28 protein-coding genes are annotated in these 23,035 nt (G+C 39.2%); 23 read left to right on the top strand and 5 right to left on the bottom strand.

Translation table 11 applies throughout. From position 1 onward, the window contains the following. Window positions 1–912: 912 nt before the first annotated feature. The 9 genes from ED652_RS04690 (at window position 913) to ED652_RS04650 (ending at window position 7,037) form a co-directional block, all read left to right on the top strand. Window positions 913–2,865, top strand: a complete 1,953-nt coding sequence (locus tag ED652_RS04690) for a hypothetical protein (protein WP_162929908.1) — start codon at window positions 913–915, stop codon at window positions 2,863–2,865. 647 nt (window positions 2,866–3,512) lie between these two features. Further along, entirely contained in the window at window positions 3,513–3,713 is a 201-nt protein-coding gene (locus tag ED652_RS04685; protein ID WP_122053659.1) for a hypothetical protein, read from the top strand. Window positions 3,714–3,723: 10 nt separating this feature from the next. Then, window positions 3,724–4,050: a hypothetical protein gene (locus ED652_RS04680; RefSeq protein WP_122053658.1), complete on the top strand. Its 327-nt coding sequence runs from the start codon at window positions 3,724–3,726 to the stop codon at window positions 4,048–4,050. A gap of 160 nt (window positions 4,051–4,210) precedes the next feature. Then, the gene (locus tag ED652_RS04675) at window positions 4,211–4,474 is read left to right on the top strand and encodes a hypothetical protein (RefSeq protein ID WP_122053657.1); all 264 of its coding nucleotides are present in this window, start codon (window positions 4,211–4,213) and stop codon (window positions 4,472–4,474) included. 121 nt (window positions 4,475–4,595) lie between these two features. Then, entirely contained in the window at window positions 4,596–4,961 is a 366-nt protein-coding gene (locus tag ED652_RS04670; protein ID WP_122053656.1) for a hypothetical protein, read from the top strand. A gap of 14 nt (window positions 4,962–4,975) precedes the next feature. Further along, a complete protein-coding gene (locus ED652_RS23680) occupies window positions 4,976–5,128 on the top strand; it encodes a hypothetical protein (protein WP_162929907.1) in 153 nt (50 codons plus the stop codon). 157 nt (window positions 5,129–5,285) lie between these two features. Continuing rightward, a complete protein-coding gene (locus tag ED652_RS04665) occupies window positions 5,286–5,786 on the top strand; it encodes a hypothetical protein (RefSeq protein ID WP_122053655.1) in 501 nt (166 codons plus the stop codon). 440 nt (window positions 5,787–6,226) lie between these two features. After that, window positions 6,227–6,751, top strand: coding sequence for a hypothetical protein (locus ED652_RS04655; RefSeq protein ID WP_122053653.1), 525 nt, complete (start codon window positions 6,227–6,229; stop codon window positions 6,749–6,751). Window positions 6,752–6,800: 49 nt separating this feature from the next. Continuing rightward, window positions 6,801–7,037 carry a hypothetical protein gene (locus ED652_RS04650; protein WP_122053652.1) on the top strand — a complete coding sequence of 79 codons (237 nt, stop codon included), beginning with the start codon at window positions 6,801–6,803 and terminating at the stop codon, window positions 7,035–7,037. A gap of 233 nt (window positions 7,038–7,270) precedes the next feature. Here the strand turns inward: ED652_RS04650 and ED652_RS04645 are convergent, their stop codons facing one another. Next, window positions 7,271–7,498 carry a hypothetical protein gene (locus ED652_RS04645; protein WP_162929906.1) on the bottom strand — a complete coding sequence of 76 codons (228 nt, stop codon included), beginning with the start codon at window positions 7,496–7,498 and terminating at the stop codon, window positions 7,271–7,273. 236 nt (window positions 7,499–7,734) lie between these two features. On the opposite strand from ED652_RS04645, the gene ED652_RS23675 reads away from it, so the two are divergent. From ED652_RS23675 to ED652_RS04630, 4 genes are all read left to right on the top strand, one after another. Then, window positions 7,735–7,911 (top strand): hypothetical protein, encoded by a 177-nt coding sequence (locus tag ED652_RS23675; RefSeq protein WP_162929905.1) that lies wholly within the window; start codon window positions 7,735–7,737, stop codon window positions 7,909–7,911. A 9-nt stretch (window positions 7,912–7,920) separates the two neighbouring features. Beyond that, the gene (locus ED652_RS04640; RefSeq protein WP_122053650.1) at window positions 7,921–8,643 is read left to right on the top strand and encodes an HNH endonuclease family protein; all 723 of its coding nucleotides are present in this window, start codon (window positions 7,921–7,923) and stop codon (window positions 8,641–8,643) included. Between the two features lie 72 nt (window positions 8,644–8,715). Beyond that, a complete protein-coding gene (locus tag ED652_RS04635; protein WP_122053649.1) occupies window positions 8,716–10,401 on the top strand; it encodes a DUF6884 domain-containing protein in 1,686 nt (561 codons plus the stop codon). A 282-nt stretch (window positions 10,402–10,683) separates the two neighbouring features. Next, window positions 10,684–11,400 carry a hypothetical protein gene (locus ED652_RS04630; protein ID WP_122053648.1) on the top strand — a complete coding sequence of 239 codons (717 nt, stop codon included), beginning with the start codon at window positions 10,684–10,686 and terminating at the stop codon, window positions 11,398–11,400. Between the two features lie 34 nt (window positions 11,401–11,434). On the opposite strand, the gene ED652_RS04625 is transcribed toward ED652_RS04630, so the two are convergent. Then, complete coding sequence (locus ED652_RS04625) at window positions 11,435–12,283, bottom strand: site-specific integrase (protein ID WP_122053647.1); 849 nt, start codon at window positions 12,281–12,283, stop codon at window positions 11,435–11,437. Between the two features lie 344 nt (window positions 12,284–12,627). Here ED652_RS04625 and ED652_RS04620 point away from each other — a divergent pair, with 344 nt between their 5' ends. Then, window positions 12,628–13,758: a DNA-binding protein gene (locus ED652_RS04620; protein WP_122053646.1), complete on the top strand. Its 1,131-nt coding sequence runs from the start codon at window positions 12,628–12,630 to the stop codon at window positions 13,756–13,758. Window positions 13,759–14,557: 799 nt separating this feature from the next. On the opposite strand, the gene ED652_RS04610 is transcribed toward ED652_RS04620, so the two are convergent. Continuing rightward, window positions 14,558–15,838 carry a nucleotidyltransferase gene (locus ED652_RS04610; RefSeq protein ID WP_122053644.1) on the bottom strand — a complete coding sequence of 427 codons (1,281 nt, stop codon included), beginning with the start codon at window positions 15,836–15,838 and terminating at the stop codon, window positions 14,558–14,560. A gap of 450 nt (window positions 15,839–16,288) precedes the next feature. Between ED652_RS04610 and ED652_RS23670 the strand changes: the two genes are divergently transcribed. The 3 genes from ED652_RS23670 (at window position 16,289) to ED652_RS04600 (ending at window position 17,755) form a co-directional block, all read left to right on the top strand. After that, the gene (locus tag ED652_RS23670) at window positions 16,289–16,459 is read left to right on the top strand and encodes a hypothetical protein (RefSeq protein WP_162929904.1); all 171 of its coding nucleotides are present in this window, start codon (window positions 16,289–16,291) and stop codon (window positions 16,457–16,459) included. Between the two features lie 267 nt (window positions 16,460–16,726). Beyond that, window positions 16,727–17,218, top strand: a complete 492-nt coding sequence (locus tag ED652_RS04605; protein WP_122053643.1) for a hypothetical protein — start codon at window positions 16,727–16,729, stop codon at window positions 17,216–17,218. A gap of 324 nt (window positions 17,219–17,542) precedes the next feature. Next, window positions 17,543–17,755: a hypothetical protein gene (locus ED652_RS04600; protein WP_122053642.1), complete on the top strand. Its 213-nt coding sequence runs from the start codon at window positions 17,543–17,545 to the stop codon at window positions 17,753–17,755. Window positions 17,756–17,817: 62 nt separating this feature from the next. Here the strand turns inward: ED652_RS04600 and ED652_RS04595 are convergent, their stop codons facing one another. Next, a complete protein-coding gene (locus ED652_RS04595; protein ID WP_254051681.1) occupies window positions 17,818–18,513 on the bottom strand; it encodes a S24 family peptidase in 696 nt (231 codons plus the stop codon). 482 nt (window positions 18,514–18,995) lie between these two features. On the opposite strand from ED652_RS04595, the gene ED652_RS04590 reads away from it, so the two are divergent. Then, window positions 18,996–19,382, top strand: coding sequence for a type II toxin-antitoxin system RelE/ParE family toxin (locus tag ED652_RS04590; RefSeq protein WP_122053640.1), 387 nt, complete (start codon window positions 18,996–18,998; stop codon window positions 19,380–19,382). Window positions 19,383–19,384: 2 nt separating this feature from the next. Then, complete coding sequence (locus ED652_RS04585) at window positions 19,385–19,687, top strand: DNA-binding transcriptional regulator (RefSeq protein ID WP_122053639.1); 303 nt, start codon at window positions 19,385–19,387, stop codon at window positions 19,685–19,687. A gap of 72 nt (window positions 19,688–19,759) precedes the next feature. On the opposite strand, the gene ED652_RS04580 is transcribed toward ED652_RS04585, so the two are convergent. Next, on the bottom strand, window positions 19,760–20,482 hold the full coding sequence (locus ED652_RS04580) for a hypothetical protein (protein ID WP_122053638.1): 723 nt from the start codon (window positions 20,480–20,482) through the stop codon (window positions 19,760–19,762). Between the two features lie 316 nt (window positions 20,483–20,798). On the opposite strand from ED652_RS04580, the gene ED652_RS04575 reads away from it, so the two are divergent. The 4 genes from ED652_RS04575 to ED652_RS04555 all read left to right on the top strand — a co-directional run bounded on the left by ED652_RS04575 (window position 20,799) and on the right by ED652_RS04555 (window position 22,989). Continuing rightward, window positions 20,799–21,146 (top strand): hypothetical protein, encoded by a 348-nt coding sequence (locus tag ED652_RS04575; protein WP_122053637.1) that lies wholly within the window; start codon window positions 20,799–20,801, stop codon window positions 21,144–21,146. Then, the gene (locus tag ED652_RS04570; RefSeq protein WP_122053636.1) at window positions 21,143–21,877 is read left to right on the top strand and encodes a hypothetical protein; all 735 of its coding nucleotides are present in this window, start codon (window positions 21,143–21,145) and stop codon (window positions 21,875–21,877) included. The genes ED652_RS04575 and ED652_RS04570 overlap by 4 nt, the downstream gene beginning before the upstream one ends. A gap of 231 nt (window positions 21,878–22,108) precedes the next feature. Then, entirely contained in the window at window positions 22,109–22,642 is a 534-nt protein-coding gene (locus ED652_RS04560; protein ID WP_122053634.1) for a Dna2/Cas4 domain-containing protein, read from the top strand. 11 nt (window positions 22,643–22,653) lie between these two features. Beyond that, entirely contained in the window at window positions 22,654–22,989 is a 336-nt protein-coding gene (locus ED652_RS04555; RefSeq protein ID WP_122053633.1) for a hypothetical protein, read from the top strand. The last annotated feature ends 46 nt before the right edge of the window (window positions 22,990–23,035 follow it).

Raw genomic sequence — 23,035 nt, 5'->3', positions numbered from 1 at the left:
GAAGTTCTTTGTTCACTGAATTTTCAATTTAATTCACAGTGAAGAGCTTTTTTTGCGTACCTCAAAGAAAATTATGCCCGATTCAGACGCTATCTATCCTCTTGTATGGTGGGTAAAGTAGCTAGATAACTGGCTTTGAAACTTACGATCAAGCCAAAAGAGCTGTGATGTAAATCCCAAAAAAAGATCATTTTAGGTCGCGGAATAAATTATTTTGCATCCCAATCTGTGGATAAGCTGTTGATTAACTGTTTGTAAGCATTGATTTTGTCTAATTCTTATGCGATTCAGGACTAATTCAGCAGTATGAATTTATTCTTTCTAAGGACTGAATTAATACGATCTAAGGACTGAATTAATTCAGTGTGCCGATCGAATCAATTTTTTCAGCAGTATGAATTTATTCATTGAGGAATGCGAATTTAATCGTTCAGCAGTATGAATTTATTCTTCTAGAAGTATGAATTTAATCGTTCAGCACTACGAATTTATTAGTTCAGCGGTACGAATTTAATCTTCGGTACATAAAAATAGGTCGCTGAATTAAATCACTTGAGCTAAGTGAATTTAATCGCTACTCTTGAAGTGTAATGACAAACCCTTATGTAGCAATGGTTTGTGGAATACTTCATTAAGTCAATTTTAAAGCGGGTTGGGTTAGTTTGCTTCTGTTCATAAGGGCGAAAGTAGATAAAAAAGGTCCAATACCAAGGCTTGAGACTGAGTATCAATACTGAATAGTCCAGTAAACCCCGTTTTTACTGTTAAACAACCCTGTATTGATATCTCTTAGATCTAAAGAGATCCATTAAAAGATCAATAATAATAATAGTTTATTGGCTTTTGACATTTTAAAAAATAAGTGAAAAATAGGGCTAAGATTACATGAGGCAGATTACTGAGAGTGAAACAGTGACGATTAAGCGACGCGGTAGACCATCAATGATGATCTCTTTTGATTCATCTAATGAGCATGATGACAGTGCTAAAGTATTAGAAGCGTACCGGTTACTTCATAAAGCACTGAAAGAATCAAAGCACATTAGGCTTAGTCAGCTAGCTCCATTTATTAGGTTATTTATCGATAAACTAATTAATCAATCTGCACCAATTGTCAGACTGCAGTTGTTTGAAGAAGTCGGAAAACTAGAAGGCGGCTCTAAAAGCAAAACAACACTGCATGGAAACTTTAAGTCACTTGAAGAGTTCAAAATTCTGATTGAATCCCCTACACAAAAAATGCTCTTCGAAGTGAACTTAGATGTTGAATCACTTAATGACATTTCAGAGTGGGTTAAACAGGATAATCTTGAGGCTCCAATCAGCGCACCAATTCCACACGTACATACTCAGTCAACACTAAGGCCCCGAACTACGACACGCGGTGTACAAAACGATAAAACTATACAACTTAGTGTTAATAACCAAAGCATGATGGCCATCCTAATGTCCATTCTTCCTGACTCTGATGTTTCACACCTAAAAGGTAACTTACATGTCAATGTCGAAACCGATGGCCCAGGTGTAAAAGAAGTAAGCTACGAAATTACGACTAAGACGGCGGAGAAAGGTAAACAAAGATCAGTAATGAAACAAGAGGACATTCCTGTTTATATGGCATGTACAAGTGTTACTTACTTTTCTCTTGTCAAAGACAAAGAAGATCATGACTTCGGTAACGGCTACAACATGGAAAACAACTTACACGCTCACATAGACGATATTGCGGCTGTTGTTTACCCGGAAGTAAAAAGTATCAGCACACCTCAAAGAAATCGGGTTCGTGAAGCCTTAGAGCGTATTAGAACTACTACCGTAGACTTTTATGGCATTGAGGACATTTATTCGATTAAAGACATCACGAAATTCAACATGAATTTGAAAGATGAAAATAGTAATGTGCCAGAAAAAGCGAGACTAGTTGAGTTCCGACCTTTCGAAAAGTTCAGTCGAGAAGAACTGATTTATCGTAAGAACGGTAAAATATCAGTGATAGATTCGTCTGTAGACTACAACATTTCACTGAATCGTGACGTATTCAGAACACTGAAAGATAGGGATTTTCATTTTCTGATACCACCTGCGCTTCTTGGTAAGAAAACGATGCTATTCAACTTGTATATGCAATTTAGATATAAGTTCAATAAAACATCAGACTTCTTCCAGATCTCTTTTGACAAGCTGTTTTTTCCTCACGGCGTTCCCGCTGCTAACAAGAAAGAGCGCGATGAGTTATTAGCGGTTGAAGTAAAAAAGTTCAGAAAGCTTATTTTCAGTATACAAAATGGTAAACCTAAACCATTCTTGACTGCAGAAGTAACTTCCCGCTTTCGCCACAAGCTGTATTTGTATGGTTATAGCTGTGAAATAGACTATAAAAACGAAATCTTCGATGTCCATATGCAGAGAGAAGAGTTACTAGAGGCTGCTAATACTGCGCCGAGAAGAACTACGCCGACGATCAGTAACAAGCTGCAAGATGTTACGTACCTAGAAGCACAGGAAGAATCAAATGTATCATCACCGCTACGTCGTTTAAGTAACATGCTAAATGTAGAAAAATATAAATACTTAGTATCATTTGAGATTGAAGGTGAACTTCTTGGGGTTGTCAGTCCATTAAACCGTGAGGTTGATGATCTGAATCTTCAAAAGGCGATCTCTCAAAGAACAGAAGTACCAGAAGACATTGTTAAAGATTATTTGAAAGAGTACTTTCGACAAGCAATGAAAGAACTTGGTGATGTTGATCAATACAATGTTGTTGGGCTTTATACAACTTGGTGTTATGAAAATGGTAAAGACGCTGGCGACGTTCAAAGTCAGTTAGCTTACTACCAACATCTTGAACAGAAAGATGTTTAACTTGACATTTTAGCTATTTAAGCAATTATGTAATATACGTGGTTGTTGTTATCAATGAGTTTTGGCAACAACTACGTACCTACCCGTCAAACGACTTATAAACCAACATTTCTTTTTGCTACCGTTCGCGGCGTTTTAGTGATTATTTTTTGTATGTAATCGTATTTCACGTTGAACCCGGCATCTTCGATATAACCCGAAAGGGTATCTACATGGTTAATGTACATTGCTAAGAGATAGTGTTTTGCCTATTGGAAGTTCCTTAGGGCTTCTAGAGTCTCGATAATAGAGTAGTAATAGAGCCTTCACCTAAATGGCAAGTTAATCACGTTGGAATTGCAACGTCCTCATTACAAAGAGTTTTACTTTGTATCAGATCAGGAAAGAAACAGTACTTTTGCCAATTTAGCCTTAGATTTTTTGATTCTGAGTTCTCGAACTAAGATGGTCTTGGGTTGTGTTTGACGTAAAGATAGTCACGTTATGTGATGGTTACTTACCCTTGACTAAGGGTAAGTAAACCTAAGCAACTGTTGTGTTTAGGTTTGCTTATCAAGCAAAGGTTACTAACGTTTAAGTAACGCTCATATAGTTGAGTTTCGTGTACTAACAGTTATCCGAAAGGGTCTTTTAAGAAGGAAAAAATTATGAAAATGAAGTATTACGCTCAAAAGCTGGATCGAGATAGCTTCGAATTTATACGAATCAGTAGCTATAAGTCTGCAGCAGAAGGAAAAGAGCCGATCAGTAAACGCGTCAGAAAAATTCTGGCCAAAACAAAGATACATCGAGCTTGGTTGCAGGGCCGTACTGGTAGTTTTCTATTGTCTGTACAAGAACGTATATAGGAGAGTAAGTATGCGAACTTTAGCTATTTATTCGTTATTGCTCATGAGCACATTTTTATCGACGTTATCTAGGGCTAATTGCGTTATCGGTAACGGCGAAATTCTGCAGGCCGGGGAATCAACAGCTATCGTTGATGTAGAGCAGCTAAATGCATTAGCTAAAAGCTTCTATGACGAAGGAAAGGTTGAATCGCTGGAACAAGGAATGGTCAAAGCGCGTACATACGACGGTGTATACGTACCTTTAAAGTGTTCACCAATGTTAACAGTCAATCAAGAACTTGATATTTCAATCACCGGGTATGCTTTGGTGCCTGAATGGGATGGTCAATTTTGATTTTAAGTCTGATTAACCAATATGCTCGATAAGGGCATATTCACTAATTAGATTTTTGCTCTTGTAGCAAAACGTCACTACCGCTTAGGTGACACTCGAACTGTCGAGCTGCGGTACATCAAACATTTAACCCGAAAGGGTCTTATAAAAGGAAAATACTATGAAAAACTCTATGTTAATGGCTGAACTAACAATCATTGAAACTGACGTTCAGATTCAATTAGCTCTCATGGACATCTGTGAAGACTCTCATTTTGAACCGTTCGAATTGATGGAACGAATTGAGGAAGTTGGTGGTTTATCTGCTATGAGTGGTGTTGAACCAAGTGACAGTTTAATCAATCAACTTATTAGTATGGAATCGTTGATTCCAAATACGCTAAACCTATTCACGAAAGGTCGTGAGCTGGCATTTTGTATGTAATCTCCATTGATTAGGTACTTTGGCTTGTCGGTACACCTTCGGTGTGTCGATAAGCTTACCTGCTACCGATTAGAAACAAAAACTTTCAGAACCCGAAAGGGTCATTTATAAGGAAAATCCTATGTCTAAGATTAATTTACTGGCTCTATTTGCCCTCGGTCTTTTTGGTTTCTTTGCCAGCGAGTCAAAAGCAAATTGCTTACTTGATGGCCAAGCTTATCCATCAAGCTACAGGGTTAAAATGTTAAGTCATGAACTGGTTGGGCTGACAGCAAATAACTACAACAAAGCGGTTAATACAACGCTTTCAGAGGCGTATGAGGAAGCTATTGAATCAAGTTGGTACGATTTGATTGAAGCTAGCCAATCTACTGTCAATGAAAAGTTAGAAAATGAACCAAGTATAAATAGCGGTGATCATGTGATCACGCCGGAAGATACCGATTTATACGTCGTGTTGTCTTTGAATACTTCATACACATTTTAAAGGGGAGAGTTGCTATGTGTAAAAATTGTATCGACTCTATCTGTCAAAACCGATGTGTGCCACCGGAACCGGAGGCGAAAACTAACAGTGTTGAGATTGATGATTCACGAAAGGTTACCGAAGTTGAATCTGATATTAAGCAAATCGAAGTTGTGTATATTGCGTAAAACAAGTCTACATTAGCAATGCGTCCTCAAGGGCGTATTTCTAATTAGATTTTGCTCTTGTAGCAAAACGTCACCACCGCTTAGGTGACACTCCAATAGTGGAGTCGCGGTTTACTAACTCTGAACCTGAAAAGGTCTATTAGAAGGAATATGCACGATGTACAATAAAAAAGTAGAAGCATTTATCAGTCGTCCAAGTAACGCGCATGAGTTGTTTTCTAGTTTGAGTAAATTCAACATTACGGAAATTAATGAGTTGGTGAGTGATATTTTCGGACACGTTTACTGGATTGAAAAGGGAGCTAAATGGTCCCAACCCAATCAGGACAAATGGTACGTTGCTCGATGTCACAAGTTGATCTCAATTCTTAAAAGCTTATTGGATAAGAACTGGTTTAAGCCTGAAACAAATAGTCGTGGAAACATGATTACAAGAGATACGGCTTCAAGCTTTGCCATGTTCTATCTTGAGAATGTTAATAGTGAACCTGGTCAGTACCTTTACAATGACGGCTTACGTAGCTGCATGACGTTACCACAGGAGCTCAAGATTATTTCTTACTCAGAAGGGGATGTCACGATAGTCACTTGCCCTGATCAAGAAAGCTTTGATTCTGAAATTGAAGCCATTATTGAGTGGGAAAGGGAGTATGCGTAAGGATATTGTTCGCGAAGCACTGCGGTATGATAGTTGTTAACTCACAGAAAAATTGAACCCGGAAGGGTCTTATTTATAAGGAAAGACGATGCAAAAAATAGAGATACACATTGACTCGGTTAAGGCCGGAGATACGATCTTACATGATGGTGTACTTACTACTGTTTGCAAGAAAGACATTAGAACTAGCACGTTTATGGGGCGTACCGTTTTTGGCGATTCCTATGTTTTAGGAAACAAGCCAGTTATTAAGGTTAACCTCGTTTGAACTAAGTCGTTCACTTAGTCTATTAAGCAATACGTTCCTCTAGAGAGCGTATTTCTTAATTGGATTTTGCTCTCGTAGCAAAACGTCACTTCCGCTTAGGTGACACTCGAATAGTCGAGCTGCGGGACACTAAACAATGAACCCGAAAGGGTCTATATACGGAGATAATATTATGGGTTTTTTTAGTTTTCTAGCTTCTGATGATCGTAAGTCTATTCCTCGTCAATCAGAAGGTGAATGGTGGCTTGTTACACCAACAGGAAAAATCAAACTTACTTATTATGATGGTTATGGTCGATTTACTACAGAAAGTGGTGAAGTGATCGATGTCCATTGTTGGTTAGCTCGTATCAATTACCCGAACAAAGATTGGGACGATGAGACGGCAAGAATGATCGGCTTGAACTTACGTTTGAGTTCTTTTTACGTCGATCACCTATTGAACAAGTACGCTTGTGAAATGCACATGAAAGATTTCGCTGGCGAGTTTGATGGAGAGTTCTTCTTATTTGAAGATTACTGCACGCCGTTTGAAGTCTTGGGTGTTATGGCAACTGCTAATGATCATATTAGTGAAGGTCGCTTGAACAGTTCGGCGATAATGAGTGAATTTGGTCTAAAAATCGTTAGTAACGAAAGTAATGCAGAATATGAGAAAGTTGGTGAAGTTAGTGGTTGTCCTAATCAGGGCCGCTAAAACTAAGTATTAGCATTTGAACCCGAAAGGGTAAATAAGGAGAAATATCATGTCTAAAACGTGTATCTGTTGTCAAAAGAGTGCGAACGTAGATTCAAGCTCTGACTATTTAGCTGTTTGTGGTAACTGCGAACCTTGGATGAATAGTCATTTGTCATTAGTAGACGAAACCCGGACTAAGATGATCGACAATCTTAACCCTGCAGCGAAAGCCGCGTTTAAATCAATGAAACGCCTAGAGCAAGGTTTTGTTGTTTTACGTTTTATGGAGAAAGAGGCTGCTTAGGTGGTCGCCAAATGAATAGGAGAACAGTCAATGCTTGAATTGATCGTTAATGGTGAAATTAGATTTTCAACAATCCTCCACCTTCTAGTGCGACACTATGAGTTTGTAGGCTTGTTTATCATCTCTATAGCAACAATTGTTTATAAATTAATTACTTGTAAGCAATCTTAACTAAAAAGCCGATCATTCATGATCGGCTTTTTTTATCATAATTTAAGGCTCATTGCTGATATTTACTTGGGGTTACCCAATTCTTGTAGCTTAGTTAAAAGCAATGGGAATGCTTCTTGAGCAGCATTGAAACCCGCAAAACCTATCTGTAATGCAAGATCTAACGTATTCCCAATTATGGGTTCGATCTGGTTACCGGTTAAGTAGCCATATATTGCAATCAATCCACAATACGCGACCACTGGCTTTAGAAAATAATAGAAAATGAACTGTTTGATCATAAATAACATAAAAACCTCAAAGTTCTGATTGATAGCCACAGCCAAGGTATACGAAGCTCTATAGTAACTAGCATTAGCTCATGTATGGTTGGTGATACTCAACAACCAATATCTCATGATGTTTACAGTGCGCAATTCATCAACACTCGCTGCCCTTACGCGCTAACTAGTAGCGGTTAAAGTAGAGATCTCTGAATCTCGTAAAGAGTTAAGGGCACATTTCATGGCCAAGGAGAAATACGAATATGGATAAGGAAGATTTGAACGCTAAAGAGTGGCCTCTAGACGCGGCACACTTACAAACGCAAGTTGGAATACTGCGTGAAGCGGTAAAATATGCGAAGGAAACTGGATACACGCAAGTAACAATAGAAATTGATGTGTTAGAAGTTTTACTTAACAACTCTAAATTGAATATTTAGGAGCTAAAGATGGTTGGCCTGACTCTTAGGAATGCTTTTTGTACTCTTTTAACTGCTGTTGTTACTCATTCATCTTATGCAGATAACGTAAAACTGAGTAAATCAGGAATTTGTCACGACCGAACTAGTAAATGGTACTTAAAGACCAACAATTATAAGCCGTTCGATACACTTGATGAGTGCCTTGAAGTTGGTAGGTTACCGAAGGGCTTTATCCAAGGTGAGTCCAAAAATTCGATTGATGAAGGCTCTTATGACAGAAGCCTTTTTAATCATTGGGTCGATAGTAATGGTGACGGGTTAAATACTAGACATGAACTTCTAAAGGAACGATCGACTTCAATAATTACTTATTCTGCATCAGGAACGAGAGTGTTGACAGGTAAATGGTATGACCCATATACAGGTAAAACACTTTACTCTTCAAAAGAGTTGGATGTAGACCACATTTTAAGCTTAGGCTGGTCATGGCCAAGAGGCTCTAATAACTTCTCAGCTTTAAAACGAGAACAATTTGCAAATGACCCCGCAAACCTAATCTTGACACAAAGTAGTGTAAATAGATCAAAAGGTGCTAAATCATTTACTGAGTGGCAACCGCCGCTTCACTCATATCGTTGCCAGTTTAATATCCGTGCACACCGACTTGTAAAAAAGTATGGCCTAGTATATTTCCCGAACGAAGAAAGATTCATGAAAAAAGTTCTTACTCAATGTGGAGCGAAGTACTGATTTAGATAGGATTGCGCCACTTACTTTCGGGATTACTCTTTTAATAAATCTGACGTTATTTTAAGAGTAATCATGAAGAAAAACACATTGATAATTGCTTGTTCGAACAGCAAACTGCCGCACGTTGCCAGAGCTATTGATTTGTATACTGGTAACGTTTTCCAGACCTTAAAGCGAAACACAGACAGTAACCCGTTGGAAGATTGGAACATATTAATCCTATCTGGTAAGCATGGTCTTCTTGAAGCCACTGAGCTGATTGAACCATACAACCAAGAAGTTCCGGGCATAAATGATATTGACGGTGTTGCCGCCTACGTATCGCAGCATAGAACGGAAGCAAGAAAGCTATTGAAGCAATATGCTGGTACTAATTTGTTTGTTGTAATGCCGAACAAATACTTAAACATTTTTGACATTATGTTTACTCAAAATGAGTTGTCAGTATTTCCTAGTCGCTATGTATGTCGTGGTCATCGGGGTTCTACTCAAATGGCATCAAGATTAAAACGATTGCTAATCAGCGCGAAAAAGCCGGTAGTCAGCAGTATGCATGATATGACAATTTTTAGATCCGGGGTCAGTAGTGTATCGGATCAGGTTGGATACCACTTAAACAGACAAAGTAAGGGGTACTCTTTAGCTAACGTAGGGCCAAGCAAGTACCCGAAATTGTATTCACTGCTAGTGAATGATTTGAAAGAGGGGCTACCTGTTTTCCTCGATAATGGAATAGTGACCGCGCTTAATGATGGGGTTGAGATAGAACCAAAAGACGTTTTTTCTGAATACAGAAAGATCGTTGATTCGCTACCAAGAAAATTATTAAAGTCATTGTACTTGGTTATGCCAGATAGTCCGTTTTGTAGCCAAACAAGTATCGCTATTGCTAAAAAACATAGTGAAGCGATTAGATATATCGCGAGAAAAACAAACTTGATAGTACCGATTCACCACTATGCTCATGAAACCAACTCTATAAAAATTGAAGATGTAGCGACTTCTATTTTGACTGAATTAAAAGGGGCTAAGTTGATCTTGGGGGTTCCTTGTAAATCAACAATCACAGATAAAGCCACTGGTCTGAAAATAAAGCCAAGACTATCAACGTGTGAAATTGAAAAGCTTTTGTCGTTAAAAAATGGCAACAAGCCATATTTTACTAAAATGCATTGCTTGGGTATGTCAGAGGTTACTAGGGGCGGTCATTTGCAGGAAAGATTTGGCTTGGCGTTGGCCTACAATGTAACCATTCAAATTGATTGCTGTAGAACAAGTGCTTTGTTTACCATCGAGTCGAAAACAAGAAAAGCTGCAAAAGGAACTAGAATTTTAAACATGCTTTCGCCCCAAATTAAGGCTACCAAAACGCAACAAAGTGCCCAATATCGAGATTACAAAAATACAGACGAATGGGATGATCCTGTACTTCATGGGTACGCGACAGATCTAATCGAGGAAGACCCGGATAAATTCATTGAACTGTGGGATAAGAACCAAATCAATATGAGCGTAGGGTATACATCGTTTGATAGTGAATTAGAGAAAAAGGACTATTTAAATAACCTTTTGATTGATTATCCAATGATCGGTGAAGATGAATTGGTAAACACTCTAAAGAAGATGTTCATTGAGCATTTTAGTAAGCAATGCCATGAGCCTACTTCTTTGGAAAAACGCGCTGAAACGATTGCTATGTGTACGGCAATTGAAGGTTATCATGCTAGCAGACAGGCAGTTCAATTACCTTTGTTTTAAGTGTTCCTATCACAAACGCTTCGCGTTATGCATTCTCTATTTAAATCTATCAGATATAATTAAGATATTTGACTTCTGTATGAGCTGACCAAATGTGAATACAGTTGCATTTATCCTCTGAAACAGTTAGTGATTTCGATAGAGGCTGTATATGGCTTGAATGTTTATAGATAGCCTATTAAGTTTACTAAACATGCATTTCTTTGCTCATTTAACATTGACTTCCAGCTCTATTTTTTTATAGGGCTTTTTTCGTGTGCATAATGGCGGAGGATCGCAAATATGATTTTAACTAAAAGTAAGGTTTCTATATTTTTAGCTTTAGCACTAGGCAGCATGGCTGTTTCAGCTAGTGTAGACAGTATTAAAAAAACTTCAAACCGCTCTAGTTTGCTCGAGGATTCGGTTAATTCAACATCTACCAATCCCGGCTTTATTACTAACGATTTGGGACAGAACTACAAGCCTAGCGTTGACGCTTCTCAAATTAAAGGAACATTGAATAATGTCACTTTGGGGAGTTCAGTCAATGGATCACCAGGCATACACCTTGCTAATACACAAGGGACTAACAAAGAGATAAATGATAGGAACAACGCGAGTAAGCCTATCGAGTACCAACCGCCGAGAGGGGTTTGGATGCAAGTTGCGGTTCGCAGCTCAACTTCTACCTCACGTTTGAACTTTAAGTTGCCAATCGCCACATCCAAAATGCGTCCAAAGAAAATGAGATTCGATGGTCGTTCAGAGTATGCCTACAATGGTGGTTCAAAGACTTATACAGTCGGTGGCGTAAGGAGTAGCACTACCCAATGTGGCCCTTCATCAACAAAGGGCTCGTATTGCAGTATGAAAATCACTGGAACATCATACGTAACCGGGTGTACTGGAAATCAAGCTATCTACTACACAGCTGTTCAGAGTAATCGAGGCTGCGGATATAATAGTCATGTATACCGTAACTCTTTTCAATTCAGGTTAATAGAAGTTATGTATTAATCAAAAAAGCCGCTAATCAACAGCGGCTTTTTTATTATTTAAGTTGAGCTAATAACCTTTCAATTACCAAATCGTTAGCACCGGTTTCTAGTGCTTTATCAACGAGCTCAAGTATCCTGTCATTACCACCTTTAATTTCCGGTTGCACCGACCTGCTGCCGATACTGTCAATCAAGTCGCGTTTCTTTTTGTCACTAGTACTAAGGTACTTAATGGTGGATTCAAGACTCGACTGCCCCATTAATTCCTTTATATCAACAACGTTGGCATCAGCATCAAGTAAACGTTGGCCAAAGTCTTTTCTAAAAGAGTGAGTACCTAAATTAGCATTAGAAATTCCCCGTTTCTTCAAAATCGCGCCGAGTTCTTCGGACTTCAACAAGCGGTTCACAACCTCTTTTGTCATAGCTCGACCTTGCGAGTTGTGGTGTGAGTTGGCGAATACGTAAGTCTGCGGGTTTGTAGCATCGAAGTAGGGATTACTCTCTTGCATCTTTAGTACTGATAGAAAAACGTCTTCAAGGCGAGAGCTGATATACACGCGTAACTGAGCGTTATTAATGGCGTATTGATGCTTTTCTTGGTCAGACCATTTAGCGGCTTTATCTGCAGTTTTTAGCCAAGTCATCGTGCTGCTGTAGATCTTCTTCTGCGTGATCACAAACTCTGACTTAATTTGATTTGCTCCCTTTCTAATATGAGCAAGGTTTATGCGTGTACAGTCTGAATACCTTAATCCCGTTAAACGCTGTGCATCTAGTATAAAGCTAGCCATGGGATTTAACGCTCTTACTTCATCAATAATAATACTTGTCTCCATTTCGCTCTCTGGCGCGAATGAAATAGTCTTGCCACCATTTTTTATATCAGACATAAAATACATATAGCAAACCACCTTACCTGAACGTTCATTAAATATAGTGCCATTCCTATGATTTTAATGACGTTTTGGAGAGCGCAAGTGACTATCCTAAGTGGTTGATTACTAATACCTTTTTGTTTTTGTGATTAAACTACTCCGCAAATGATAACATTTGCGGAGTAATAAAACATCACTTAATGGTCATGACAGGGCGGATTTGTCCATTCTGTGAAAGTGTCACAGTGTCACTTCATTGGGTGTGTGGTTTGTCTAGTTCACATAGATGCTCATATGTTTTGTTATTTGTTATGTTCTGTTCTAACATAACAAATAACAAATAACTTTCGACAGTAACGGTGACCAAAATGGCAAGAAGCAAAGGTTTTACAGAAGAACAAGTGATTAACGCAGTACGCGAACTTGATGAAAAAGGCCGAAACATCAACGGCTCTAGTCTTCGTGCCATCATCGGTACTGGTAGACCTGCGAATATTTTTGCTACCTATGAAGAGTTGTTGCATCGCGGGGTTTTAGACACATATCGACCAGCTCTTGTTGAAAGTGAGGATGAGCCTCAATACGAGTTGCCGCCGGAGATAGCGGAAGCTAAAGACTTGATGCTTGGAGATATGGAGACAATATTTTTTCGTATTAATAACTTAGCGAATGGTATTGCTGAAAAACGCTTGAACTCTGCAGTACAGCAAGCAAAGGATATGGCTAGCGCCGCATCCGAACGTCTTTCTTCCGTTGAAGGTGAAATGTCAGATGCTTATAACGAAATAGAGGACCTAAAAGAGAACAATGAATCTTTCCAACAAACTAATGAAGACCTACGAAATGAACTGGAAAAAGCAAAACACAAGATCGTAGCTTTAACTTCTACCCAAGAACGCCTTGAGCTCGATAACAGTCGTTTAAGTGAAGAGCTGGACGAAGAGAAGAATGCTATTAAAACGCTACGAAAAGAAAACTCTGAGCAGTCCAATGAGTTGTCTAACTCGCGCTTAGAGGTTACGACGCTTAAAAAGTCGGCTAATGAACAAAAGGGAACTATCTCTAAGCTAGAAGCTGATTTGTCTCAGAAGAAGGACGAGCTAGTTGAAGTGTCAGATAAAAGAACTGAGCTAGAACGTGACTTGATTGAAGCAACTAGTCAAGGTAATGCGAATCTTAGAATGCTTAATGAGTCCAAAGCCACGATAAAAGAGCTCAAAGATGAAGTGAAAGCTGCTAACGAAACGAATACTGTTCTGACCTCATCAAACGGTCAGCTACAAGGTGAGGTAGCCACTCAGAAAACGGTCATCAACGACAACAACAAGCGACTTAATGAGTTAGAGACGAAACTAAACTCAGCCCTTAGTTTTAAAACGAGCCTAAGCAATGAAAATAACCGATTGAAGGAAACAAACAACAAGTTAGTGGAGCAATACGATGATTTGAGTAAAGCTAATATCTTGCTGCAACGAGAAAATGCCAAGTTAGAATCTTAGGACTTCATTAGCTGTAAGGATGTTGTTTTGCCAAAACGAATCAATAAAGGTTTTATGTATGTCACCCCAACTAATGACAATGGTTCATACCTGGTATCCATCCCAAAAGTTTGGGATCGCGTAAAGGTACACCAGAAGATATTTGGTACTGCTTCATACCGCGCTCCAAAATTAGCGGCACAGTCATACGTAATAAGAGAGCTCAAAGCTTACTACGGCGAAGAACGAGCAGATTTCATTGTATCGATTCCACAGTTTGTCCATACAATGAAGCTAGGGTGTGGCGTCTCATATCGAGATACATTCAAGGTATCTCGGGGAGTTCGCTACCCTTGTTTCGATATTTCATATACAGAGTATGTTTCAAATCACCTTGGGCAATTAGAACCAAAAAGAAAGCGAAGGTCTTTTTCGTATAAGGCTGAAAATAAGTCGTATATTGAGCATAAAGTATCATTGGAGGTGGCCCGAATACGGGCTAGTAAAGCACATAGTAAACTGCATGAGTCAGCTCCCACGGGTTTGAATATCGCTTCATAATTAGCCCTTTTTCATAAATTATGTCGTTACACCGAATCAAGCTGGTGATAGGCTAAAGTTCTCACGCGATAGCTCACTGTTAATTCAGTCTGTTATCTAAGCCCTAACGGAATACGTTGGGGCTTTTTACTTTCTAGGTACTTGGAAATGAACAAGTTTAGTTAAGGTAACATAGAAAGGAACGCTTGACCCTGACACAGAACCAAGAGGACGCGGCTTTTTGATAAACCAATTTAGTTTTAAGCTAGGGCCGAACAATCTATATACATTGCACGGTCAGAATTTCGTTAATGTCGGTGTAGTAATTTTCTAACTCTTCAAACTCAATATCACCGTCTTTCTCCCGGTAACCTCTTGACTGAGAGGCATACCCGATCGCACCTTTCCCAAATCTCAAATTAAGGCTATCAAGAGCTGAATTGAGTGGCGTCTTATTGTCGAAGTTGTTAAATAGCTCAAATTGCTTTCTCTCCGCGTCGTTTAGCTGTGTCGTCCCTACACCTAATTTGTAAATTGGTTGTTGATAGAGAGAGTGAGGTAACAACTTTGAATAGATTTTTCTCAGCTGTTTTAGAGCATAGCCGGTATCTGTTAACCCTTCTTCTAGTTCAATATCGACACGTTTATAAAAGGGGGGGCATGAGTCAAACCTAGATGTACTGACAAATACACTCAACTTTAATGCTTCACTCTGTTGGCCTCGTACCTTTAGCATGACATTACTACAGTGAGAGGCTATTTCTGCAAAAAGGCTCTCTTGTGTTTTCAGCCTGTCACGGTATGAAGCTGTAGACCAAATTTGTTTTTTCTTCTCTCTGATCGTCGAAAAGTTAAGAACCGATATTGAGTTGAGTTCGTGTATAACGTTGGCAATATTGATTGAATATCGCTTCTGATAATCGACTGCATTACAGCGTTTGAGTTGTAGTGCCGTAAACACCCCTTCGGCCTTCAAATGTTTCGTGTAGCTACTGCCTATATTCCAAACTTTATCAATCGGCATAGCTTCTAGTACCGCATCGATCTGTTCCTCACTTTCAAGCCAGCATTGGCCAGCGAATCCATCGAGGTTTTTTGCGGCCCAACTTGCAGCTTTACAAAGCGTCAACGTTGGCCCAATCCCACATCCCGTCGCAACGCCAGTTTCTCGGTACGTCCGTTTCCTTAGTCCCATAGCAAACTCATCAAGTGGGACTTTGATGCTGTGCAAATGACTAAAATCGAGAAAAATTTCATCGACAGAATATCGATATGTTCGAGTGCCCATTGCATTGAGTTCAATGCAAGACATAAACCTGTCTGATATGTGTGAGAGGGAATTGAAATTAGCTCTGTAAATCAGACCATTGTGTAATCTCAGTTTGTCTAGTTCTTCCCAAATCGGGGTGAATTTCGAAATTTGAAGTAGCGAGCAAGCGCGGTTAGCTGCTATTGATATGCCTTGTCCAGCGCTAACGAGGATAGGAACATTTCTGTGCTGTGGTTTGTATATTACGGACGACTCTGAATAAAAACGCGTTCCGTCGATGATGCAAAACAATTGGATTCTCGAATAGGTTTAGAGTTACGTGAAAGCGCAATCTTTCATTTATGGCACTGTATATAATAACAGTATAGTGTTGTGTTAGATTGAAGTCGATCTCTATTGAGTATTTCTGATTCCTAGATTCATTGCTTCGGGGTCGCGAGTCTAAATTGATCCTTTAGTGTGTAATTAGCTCAAAGTGGTGTGTTTGAGTAATTAAGTCTCATACCGAGGAATAAAGAATCATACTGGCAATATAAATCAATAACTTATAACTCATTTGATTGTAAGACGCCTATATCAGTATGATACTTTATTTATGTCTCACTCCAATTCAACAACTACAAATCAATGAGTTAGATTCAACTGAGTATGAAACTTTAATACTCTCGTACAAGTGGGCTTAAAAGGCATAAGCTATTGTTTAGTGCCTGAATGTAAATTGAGATAAGGGATAATCTGAAAATGGAACAACAAACTGCCATGTGGGGATTGAGTGTAATTTTGATTTTAATGGGTGGTGTATCAAGTATAATTGCTCTAAATTCTTCATCTAGCCCCTTCAAGCGTATAGCCAATGCCTTCTGTGCAGTAATATTTTTTCTAGCTGCTGGTGGTTTGTGGGGGGCGTTTTGAGTTATTTAAGGAAAAGACACGCTAAGTTAGGTCTGCTTGTATGGTTAGTTTTAACTTTGTTTTGTGCGATAAAACTTCTACTAGTTGAACCGAATAAACACGCTCGAACACTTACGGAAGCAACCGAGCCCTTTAGTCCGTATCAAGAAGCTTTCTGGTTTCTTCTTATCGTCGGCGTGTTAACCGTGATAAGTCGGAGTCGTAAATGAATTTGGTCACAATTCTGTAAACCAACAAGAACATCCATCTATCAAGAGTAGGAAACCAATGATAATCACTGATAAAGTTCAATTAGCACAAGAGGGGTTTACCCTGATTCGAAACTTACTCGAAGGTAGAGTTGAAGGTGGGGTCGAGTTGGCAAAAGATGTTGCAGAGGCATTACATAACCTTTCCGGCAGTGAAAATTCGTTCACTGAAAAAATGACTTGTGAAAAAATAACTGCACTTCAAAAGCGGCATCCAGATTGCACAAGCATTGCATCTATGACCAGTCTAATTTCTAATGACCAAGGCGCTATTAGTATGAAAAAAAGTTGTTACAGAGACATTTTAAATGAGTATTACGACTCAGACATAGCAAGTGTTGTTGGCTGTGGCCTTGACCGAGCGGGTGGGTTTTACACTGTCGGAGTTCAGAATGAAGCAATAGCTTTTTATCAGCGAAATCTGGCTGGTATCAATAAGCTCTGTATCGGTGATAGAAGACAAGTTATTGCAGATTTTGTTTCTGGAAAGAAACATACAGACTTCGCCTAGTTTCAACTAAGTCTGCCCCGGAGTTGTTTTCGTTGTAAGCGAAAGCAACTATCCATGTATTGAAGAATATCATTCTAGTTGATATGTTTTAAGAAACGTTCGACTTCCCAATCACTCTCGCAACAAGCGATCACTCCACCTCACAAATATTAATTCGTTGAGAATGTAAGTTTTCTACGGGTCTTTGCTTGTCTGTAACATAGGCAAGCCACATACCGATTTACTCGTTATGAGTGAAAATCACCGGGCTTAGGTGATGCCGAAGTAGTTCGGTTTAGCCCAATCTAACATAGGCTCGAAAGGGCATTCAGAAGGAAACAGATTATGATAACTATCGCCGCAAGCGTTCAAGACTTGGCATTTTTTCACGTAGATCAACGCAGTGAAAAAGACACTGTTTTTATTGCTTCGTCAGAAGGTAAATTAGGGCTGATATTGACTGATCACAGACATATTTCATCAAAAAGCGATGATCACATTTACTGTGAAACAACAGAAGGTGAGTTTTACGAACTTTATGATGAATTTAATAAATAACGAATTAGGAATACTCCCGTAGGGGAGTATTCCTAACTTCCTGTGAGTTTTAGAGGACCATATTAATTAGACATTTTTCTATGTAATCGGAAGCTGCGACTTACAACACCATGCATTTTAAGATAATCAGTACTGGTTAAACGGTAAGGGCTGTAATTTGGATTATCTGACCACAAAACGCGACGAATCTTATCGACTCGCTTACAAACCAATTTATCATTCCAACTCAATACACACACATCATGACGCTCTACTTCTAGATGGCGCTCTAAGAGCAATAAATCATTATTGAACACAAAGGGTAGCATTGAGTCGCCAACGGCTCGACAGAGGATTGTAGAGTGCTCTTGAGTTATCAGCAAATGGTGTAGATCTAGGTCATTTAAGCTTTCGTGCTCCGGTAGTTCTCTTGGCTTTCTAAAGTGATGAATTGAGGTGATAAGAACACCTAGAACTGTTATTGGCTCAAAGAAATCGTCACTATCGATAGTTTGAGTTGAAAGCGTTGAAAACATCGCTACGAATTGTTCATCATACTTTTCAATCAGGACGAGGTCTTGCGGTAACGGTTGTCTCGACGCATCTACTAAAAGCCAATCGTCCTTAGAAATTCCAAAATTAAAATACTCACTTTCGCTAGTGTACAATTTCATTGAAGATTTTGAGTAAACGAACAACTCATTCAAGTTGAGAGTTTTTTGTTGAAAAGCGGCGCACGGGTTTTCGAAACCTGTAATACCGCCACTTGATTTATTCATACTTATCATACTCACATTGTACTGTTGTTATATACAGTGTAGCAATGGTCGAAATGCTAAGTGTTCATTGTTTAGCCTTGTGGTCGGTGGTAACGAACAACTAACAAGCACTGTAGCTGGTGGCTTGCAAGTAAACATTTGAACGGTAGTCTTTATGTAAGTCACTGATATTAAATGTTGAGGGATTTCTAATGAGTGTATTATTCATCAAATGTAAATGTGGTAGAAATGAGAAATTGACTGAGTCTCAAGCAGATAGTTTGGCTTGGCAAGAAGACCACTCTTTAATATGCAGTTGTAAAAATAAACTACCGTATAAAGGGTATGGTGACGTTGGGAATTTCGGCGTTGTATGGCTTCAAGATTAACGGGTAGTGAAACCAAAGTTAACTCATTTGCTCAATAATGTACCCTGTTGGGGTATACATTTGACAACTGTACCCTGCGGGAGTACACTTCTTTCAAATAAAAAAAGTTAACTAATGATAATTTACAAAACGAAAGTATTTCAGAGAAAGTTTAAAAAGTCCGGTTTAAGCGACGCAAACCTTGTAGACGCGTGTAAAGACATGGAAAAAGGTTTAGTGAGTGCCGACTATGGTGGTCACCTTTACAAGCAGCGTATTGCACGGGAAGGGCAAGGTAAATCCGGCGGATACCGCACCATGATCGGCGCGAAACTAGGCGACAAATACTTCTTCCTTTATCTTTTTGATAAAGGCTCAAAAGGCAATATTGACGAGAAAGAAGAAGCGGCGCTTAAAAAACTTGCTGAATTATACCTCAACAAAGCACAAGATTGGTTGGATGAAAGACTAGAAGACGGTCAATTGATTCTAGTTGAGGTTGAACCAGAAGAGAGAGAGTAACAATGAGTGATATTTTGAGTTCAGTGCATGAAACAGTAAGTGATTTACATGGTTCTGGTGCTGTTGATAAAACAACTTTACGTCAGTTCGATTCAATGTGTTTAACACCTTTGCATGAACTAGATGGTGTTGAAGTCCAAGGTATCCGAGAAAGCTTCCAGTTAAGCCAAAGTGTATTTGCTCAATACCTAAATGTGAGTAAGAAACTTGTACAAAAGTGGGAACAAAACGCTAGCCATCCAAAAGGAGCTGCGCTTAAATTACTTTTGTTAGCACAAAAGAACGGCATTGACGCGATAGCTTAGGGTCACCACTAATGAAAAAGCCTCACCGAAGAGTGAGGCTTTTTGCTATGTGTCACTTAATAAATTCAAGGTCTAGTCTTCTATCGATATACCAAAATTTCCTGGTTTGGATTTTGGGTCGATGAAGCAGACGGTAAAACCACCACCTAGTCGTTCATACTTAACAACAAGCCTAAACACATCGTCACATTCTTGTAATTCAAGAAAATACGAACTATCCACAGCAGCTTTTTCCACTAACGCTATGAGCGATTCAGTTAAACGAAATGGAACGCGTTTACTGAATCTACCAACGTTTATTTGTGGAGTAGTTGAATGCTCAAGGACATTGCTGAACTCAATCGTTTTAAAAGCATCGGTAATGCAGAATCGAAAAACTTTATTGCGTCGAGTTAAGCCCGAAGAATCAACATGTTTCATCAAGCCTACTAGTTCTTCCCGGTTGAACTTTTCAAGCAAATGGTATTTACGATTTTTGCCTGAAAAGACCAAAAATACCTGTGCGTATCCCTCTACTGTTACAAGCTCAAACTGAAATTCCGGCACCACTCCCCACTTCAAATAATCGCGGGTAATCGGTACGCCGTGAAATACACGGTGTCCGGCGATTATCGAAAAAGACTGCTTGCTACCGTCAGAATGTTCGCAGTTATTGAAAGTTACGAAACGATTTGAAATATAGCCTACAGAGTCCGAGTGTAAGGCGCTGACCTTCGAAGAAAGTTCGTCCTCGCGAATGGTACGTAAGGTTGGGTTTGAATCGGTATCAAGTGTTAAAGACATTTGTTCTGTCATGGAATTTTCCTTATTTGTAGACCCTTTCGGGTTCAGAGTTAAATTTCCCGCAGCCCCACGATTGGAGTGTCACTTTAGCGGTAGTGACGTTTTGCTAGTAAGCAAAGTTTTAATATAGCGTTTGAAAGATAGGCTTACAAACCTTACTGATTAATATGTGAATTGTTTAAGAGATTCTGCAACCAACTTAATGTTGAGATTAACTGGCGGGAGTAGAAACGTCGATTAGCATAAAGGTATGGGCTAGTAACGGATAATTAGGCATAAACTAATTTAGGAACTAGGAAATTTTAGGAAAACACGAGAATTAAACGTCATGTCTAGTGTATCAGTTGAAGTAAAACCATTTCGATTTTCTGTGTGTGATGGCATTACGAATGCTTCGGTGATCGAAGTGGTAGCGAAAGGCCGTGAGTGCATGGTGTTTATCGATGAATCAGAAGATGGCCACTACGTACAACTTAGCGATTGTTTAAAAGAGGTTTGCAAGCATGTTGACCCGAAAGGAACAAAAGTACTCGCGTATAAAGACACAGATAAACAATGGTACGAGATCATACGTGATGGTCGCGGTGTTCGTTCTAAACGCGTGAGTAAAGCTGGCCCTAACTGTAGTGGTCTAGAAATTCCCTATTTCATTCTTATTGAGGAAGAATTTGTATGAACAAACTCATTTCTATCGTATTCACTGTGTTAACCCTTGCGGGGTGCGACTCTGACAACGAGAAGTCGTTAGCTTTATGCGTAAACGTTGAAAATAGTAAAATTGAAACCGATGGAACCGGCTTCCGCGATGTTGTTTTAGTTAGCAACGGAAACGAAGACACTATTGGTTACATGCGCAACGGGTCACTTGTGGCGCACTCTGAATGTTCAGCTGCACACGTAGACAATTCGATCTCAAAGTATTCATGGTTTGAATTTGGTCAAAAAATCGAAAATGAGGACGGCGTACACAGCATTAAGTATTTTACGAATGCTAGTGGCCAGCTGTCTTCTGAGTCCGAGAAATTAAGTCTAGAAGGGCAATGGCAAGAACAAGTAGTAGAAGCAGATGTTATTACACGACAGCTCTGGAATAGCGAAGCGCTCTTTGATTCAGTGATAACGGTAGATAACTTTGATGGTGATGGCATTAGAGAAGTCGTAATTGAAAATGGGAAGTTGTTTAAAAGAAAACGATTCAATCCAAACTCAAATCAATTCGACTGTTCTTGGAATGACGATGGGACAATTACAACTGACACGGGTTGCTCAAACGAATCGAACATTGACCTTCAAGTGTTCGGGGTCGAGGTGGATAGTGACAAATATCTTGGGGTCTTTGATGCGTCAGTAGTCAACTACGAGCAAGACGAAAGTGAGCTAATTGACGATATTAATCGCTACTGGTGAATACATGAATAAGCGAAAGCGTTATGTCTCCGCGTCAGAGCTAGGATCTGTACATTATTGCGCAAGGTCATTCTATTTTAATAAGAATAACGTTCCGACTACATACATCAACAAACACCAACGTCTTCGGGGTGAGATCGCACATGAACAGCTAAGTGAAGAGGTTAAGGTTCAGCAAAATAAATCAGGTTTGCTACGAAGAATCCTACTTTGGATATTGAGGTTGTTTAAATGAGTGTAGATTCCCTGATCACAATTAGCGGTTCATTATTTGTAGTTTTATTGTTACTGAAATTATTGATGTATGTCGCGAACAAAGCTTATGAATCGTCGCTGCCGGAAACTAAATTCGGGTTTCGAGGGGCGTTGGTGTATACCGACGACCTTCCGACTTCAAAAGTCTTCGTTAACCACAAATACAAGCTTAGTGCGAAGCCTGATTTCGTATTTCGAACCTCTTTGTTTAAATACACTACTGTTGAGTACAAGTCGCGAAACGGCGCAGTAAAGGACTCTGATATTGTCCAAGTAAAAGCGACGATCATAGCTGTTCGTAGTAAGTACAACGTGACGAAAGCTCTTGTGGTTACTGCAACTGAACAAAAGCAAGTAATTGCCAAAAGTTCTGCAGCTTTGTATAGGGATATAAAAGAACTACACAAGCAAGCGAAGTTAGTAAAACACTTCAATAAAATGCCCAAGAAGATTATTAACAGTTACAAATGTGAGCGTTGTGGCTACAGAGAACATTGTTTTAAAAGCTAAAGGATGGATGAATGGAAGGAACGTTAACATCTAGGTCAGATACATATATTGGTCACTATGATAGTGGTCTTTATCACTCACTACGCAGTTCAGTACTAAAAGATATTGTTTTAGATAACGGTATCGAGTGGGGAAATCGAATAGATTCTGCGGGTTTTGAGCGAATTATAGTGGACCTCAAACAAGTAGACCCACATAAAGTAACGGGGTTGAATGAGCAGGAATCGGAAGTTCTTGGTTCACTTATTACGAGCCTGTGTGTAGAGATTGAAGCGATGCTTTATAAATTATCTGATGAAGTAAAGAATGAGGATCTAAGACGCTACTTGGATATTGATTGGTCCTAATGGGCTTATTAGTTTTCATGCTCATAGCATGGTATGGCGTTGAGGT

It is taken from the genome of Vibrio sp. Evd11, from assembly GCF_900382755.1.
Classification (GTDB): domain Bacteria; phylum Pseudomonadota; class Gammaproteobacteria; order Enterobacterales; family Vibrionaceae; genus Vibrio; species Vibrio lentus.
This window is presented reverse-complemented; position numbering and strand designations above follow the sequence as displayed.

What these genes read in the sequence shown, in the direction of transcription:
- ED652_RS04570 (WP_122053636.1), top strand. Translation starts at nt 21,143, where the DNA reads ATGAACAAACTCATTTCTATCGTATTCACTGTGTTAACCCTTGCGGGG.
- ED652_RS04560 (WP_122053634.1), top strand. Translation starts at nt 22,109, where the DNA reads ATGAGTGTAGATTCCCTGATCACAATTAGCGGTTCATTATTTGTAGTT.
- ED652_RS04585 (WP_122053639.1), top strand. Translation starts at nt 19,385, where the DNA reads ATGAGTGATATTTTGAGTTCAGTGCATGAAACAGTAAGTGATTTACAT.
- ED652_RS04655 (WP_122053653.1), top strand. Translation starts at nt 6,227, where the DNA reads ATGGGTTTTTTTAGTTTTCTAGCTTCTGATGATCGTAAGTCTATTCCT.
- ED652_RS23670 (WP_162929904.1), top strand. Translation starts at nt 16,289, where the DNA reads ATGGAACAACAAACTGCCATGTGGGGATTGAGTGTAATTTTGATTTTA.
- ED652_RS04635 (WP_122053649.1), top strand. Translation starts at nt 8,716, where the DNA reads ATGAAGAAAAACACATTGATAATTGCTTGTTCGAACAGCAAACTGCCG.
- ED652_RS04605 (WP_122053643.1), top strand. Translation starts at nt 16,727, where the DNA reads ATGATAATCACTGATAAAGTTCAATTAGCACAAGAGGGGTTTACCCTG.
- ED652_RS04600 (WP_122053642.1), top strand. Translation starts at nt 17,543, where the DNA reads ATGATAACTATCGCCGCAAGCGTTCAAGACTTGGCATTTTTTCACGTA.
- ED652_RS04685 (WP_122053659.1), top strand. Translation starts at nt 3,513, where the DNA reads ATGAAAATGAAGTATTACGCTCAAAAGCTGGATCGAGATAGCTTCGAA.
- ED652_RS04580 (WP_122053638.1), bottom strand. Translation starts at nt 20,482, where the DNA reads ATGACAGAACAAATGTCTTTAACACTTGATACCGATTCAAACCCAACC.
- ED652_RS04645 (WP_162929906.1), bottom strand. Translation starts at nt 7,498, where the DNA reads ATGTTATTTATGATCAAACAGTTCATTTTCTATTATTTTCTAAAGCCA.
- ED652_RS04575 (WP_122053637.1), top strand. Translation starts at nt 20,799, where the DNA reads ATGTCTAGTGTATCAGTTGAAGTAAAACCATTTCGATTTTCTGTGTGT.
- ED652_RS23675 (WP_162929905.1), top strand. Translation starts at nt 7,735, where the DNA reads ATGGATAAGGAAGATTTGAACGCTAAAGAGTGGCCTCTAGACGCGGCA.
- ED652_RS04665 (WP_122053655.1), top strand. Translation starts at nt 5,286, where the DNA reads ATGTACAATAAAAAAGTAGAAGCATTTATCAGTCGTCCAAGTAACGCG.
- ED652_RS04675 (WP_122053657.1), top strand. Translation starts at nt 4,211, where the DNA reads ATGAAAAACTCTATGTTAATGGCTGAACTAACAATCATTGAAACTGAC.
- ED652_RS04620 (WP_122053646.1), top strand. Translation starts at nt 12,628, where the DNA reads ATGGCAAGAAGCAAAGGTTTTACAGAAGAACAAGTGATTAACGCAGTA.
- ED652_RS04555 (WP_122053633.1), top strand. Translation starts at nt 22,654, where the DNA reads ATGGAAGGAACGTTAACATCTAGGTCAGATACATATATTGGTCACTAT.
- ED652_RS04680 (WP_122053658.1), top strand. Translation starts at nt 3,724, where the DNA reads ATGCGAACTTTAGCTATTTATTCGTTATTGCTCATGAGCACATTTTTA.
- ED652_RS04590 (WP_122053640.1), top strand. Translation starts at nt 18,996, where the DNA reads ATGATAATTTACAAAACGAAAGTATTTCAGAGAAAGTTTAAAAAGTCC.
- ED652_RS04640 (WP_122053650.1), top strand. Translation starts at nt 7,921, where the DNA reads ATGGTTGGCCTGACTCTTAGGAATGCTTTTTGTACTCTTTTAACTGCT.
- ED652_RS04670 (WP_122053656.1), top strand. Translation starts at nt 4,596, where the DNA reads ATGTCTAAGATTAATTTACTGGCTCTATTTGCCCTCGGTCTTTTTGGT.
- ED652_RS04650 (WP_122053652.1), top strand. Translation starts at nt 6,801, where the DNA reads ATGTCTAAAACGTGTATCTGTTGTCAAAAGAGTGCGAACGTAGATTCA.
- ED652_RS04625 (WP_122053647.1), bottom strand. Translation starts at nt 12,283, where the DNA reads ATGTATTTTATGTCTGATATAAAAAATGGTGGCAAGACTATTTCATTC.
- ED652_RS04595 (WP_254051681.1), bottom strand. Translation starts at nt 18,513, where the DNA reads ATGAATAAATCAAGTGGCGGTATTACAGGTTTCGAAAACCCGTGCGCC.
- ED652_RS04630 (WP_122053648.1), top strand. Translation starts at nt 10,684, where the DNA reads ATGATTTTAACTAAAAGTAAGGTTTCTATATTTTTAGCTTTAGCACTA.
- ED652_RS23680 (WP_162929907.1), top strand. Translation starts at nt 4,976, where the DNA reads ATGTGTAAAAATTGTATCGACTCTATCTGTCAAAACCGATGTGTGCCA.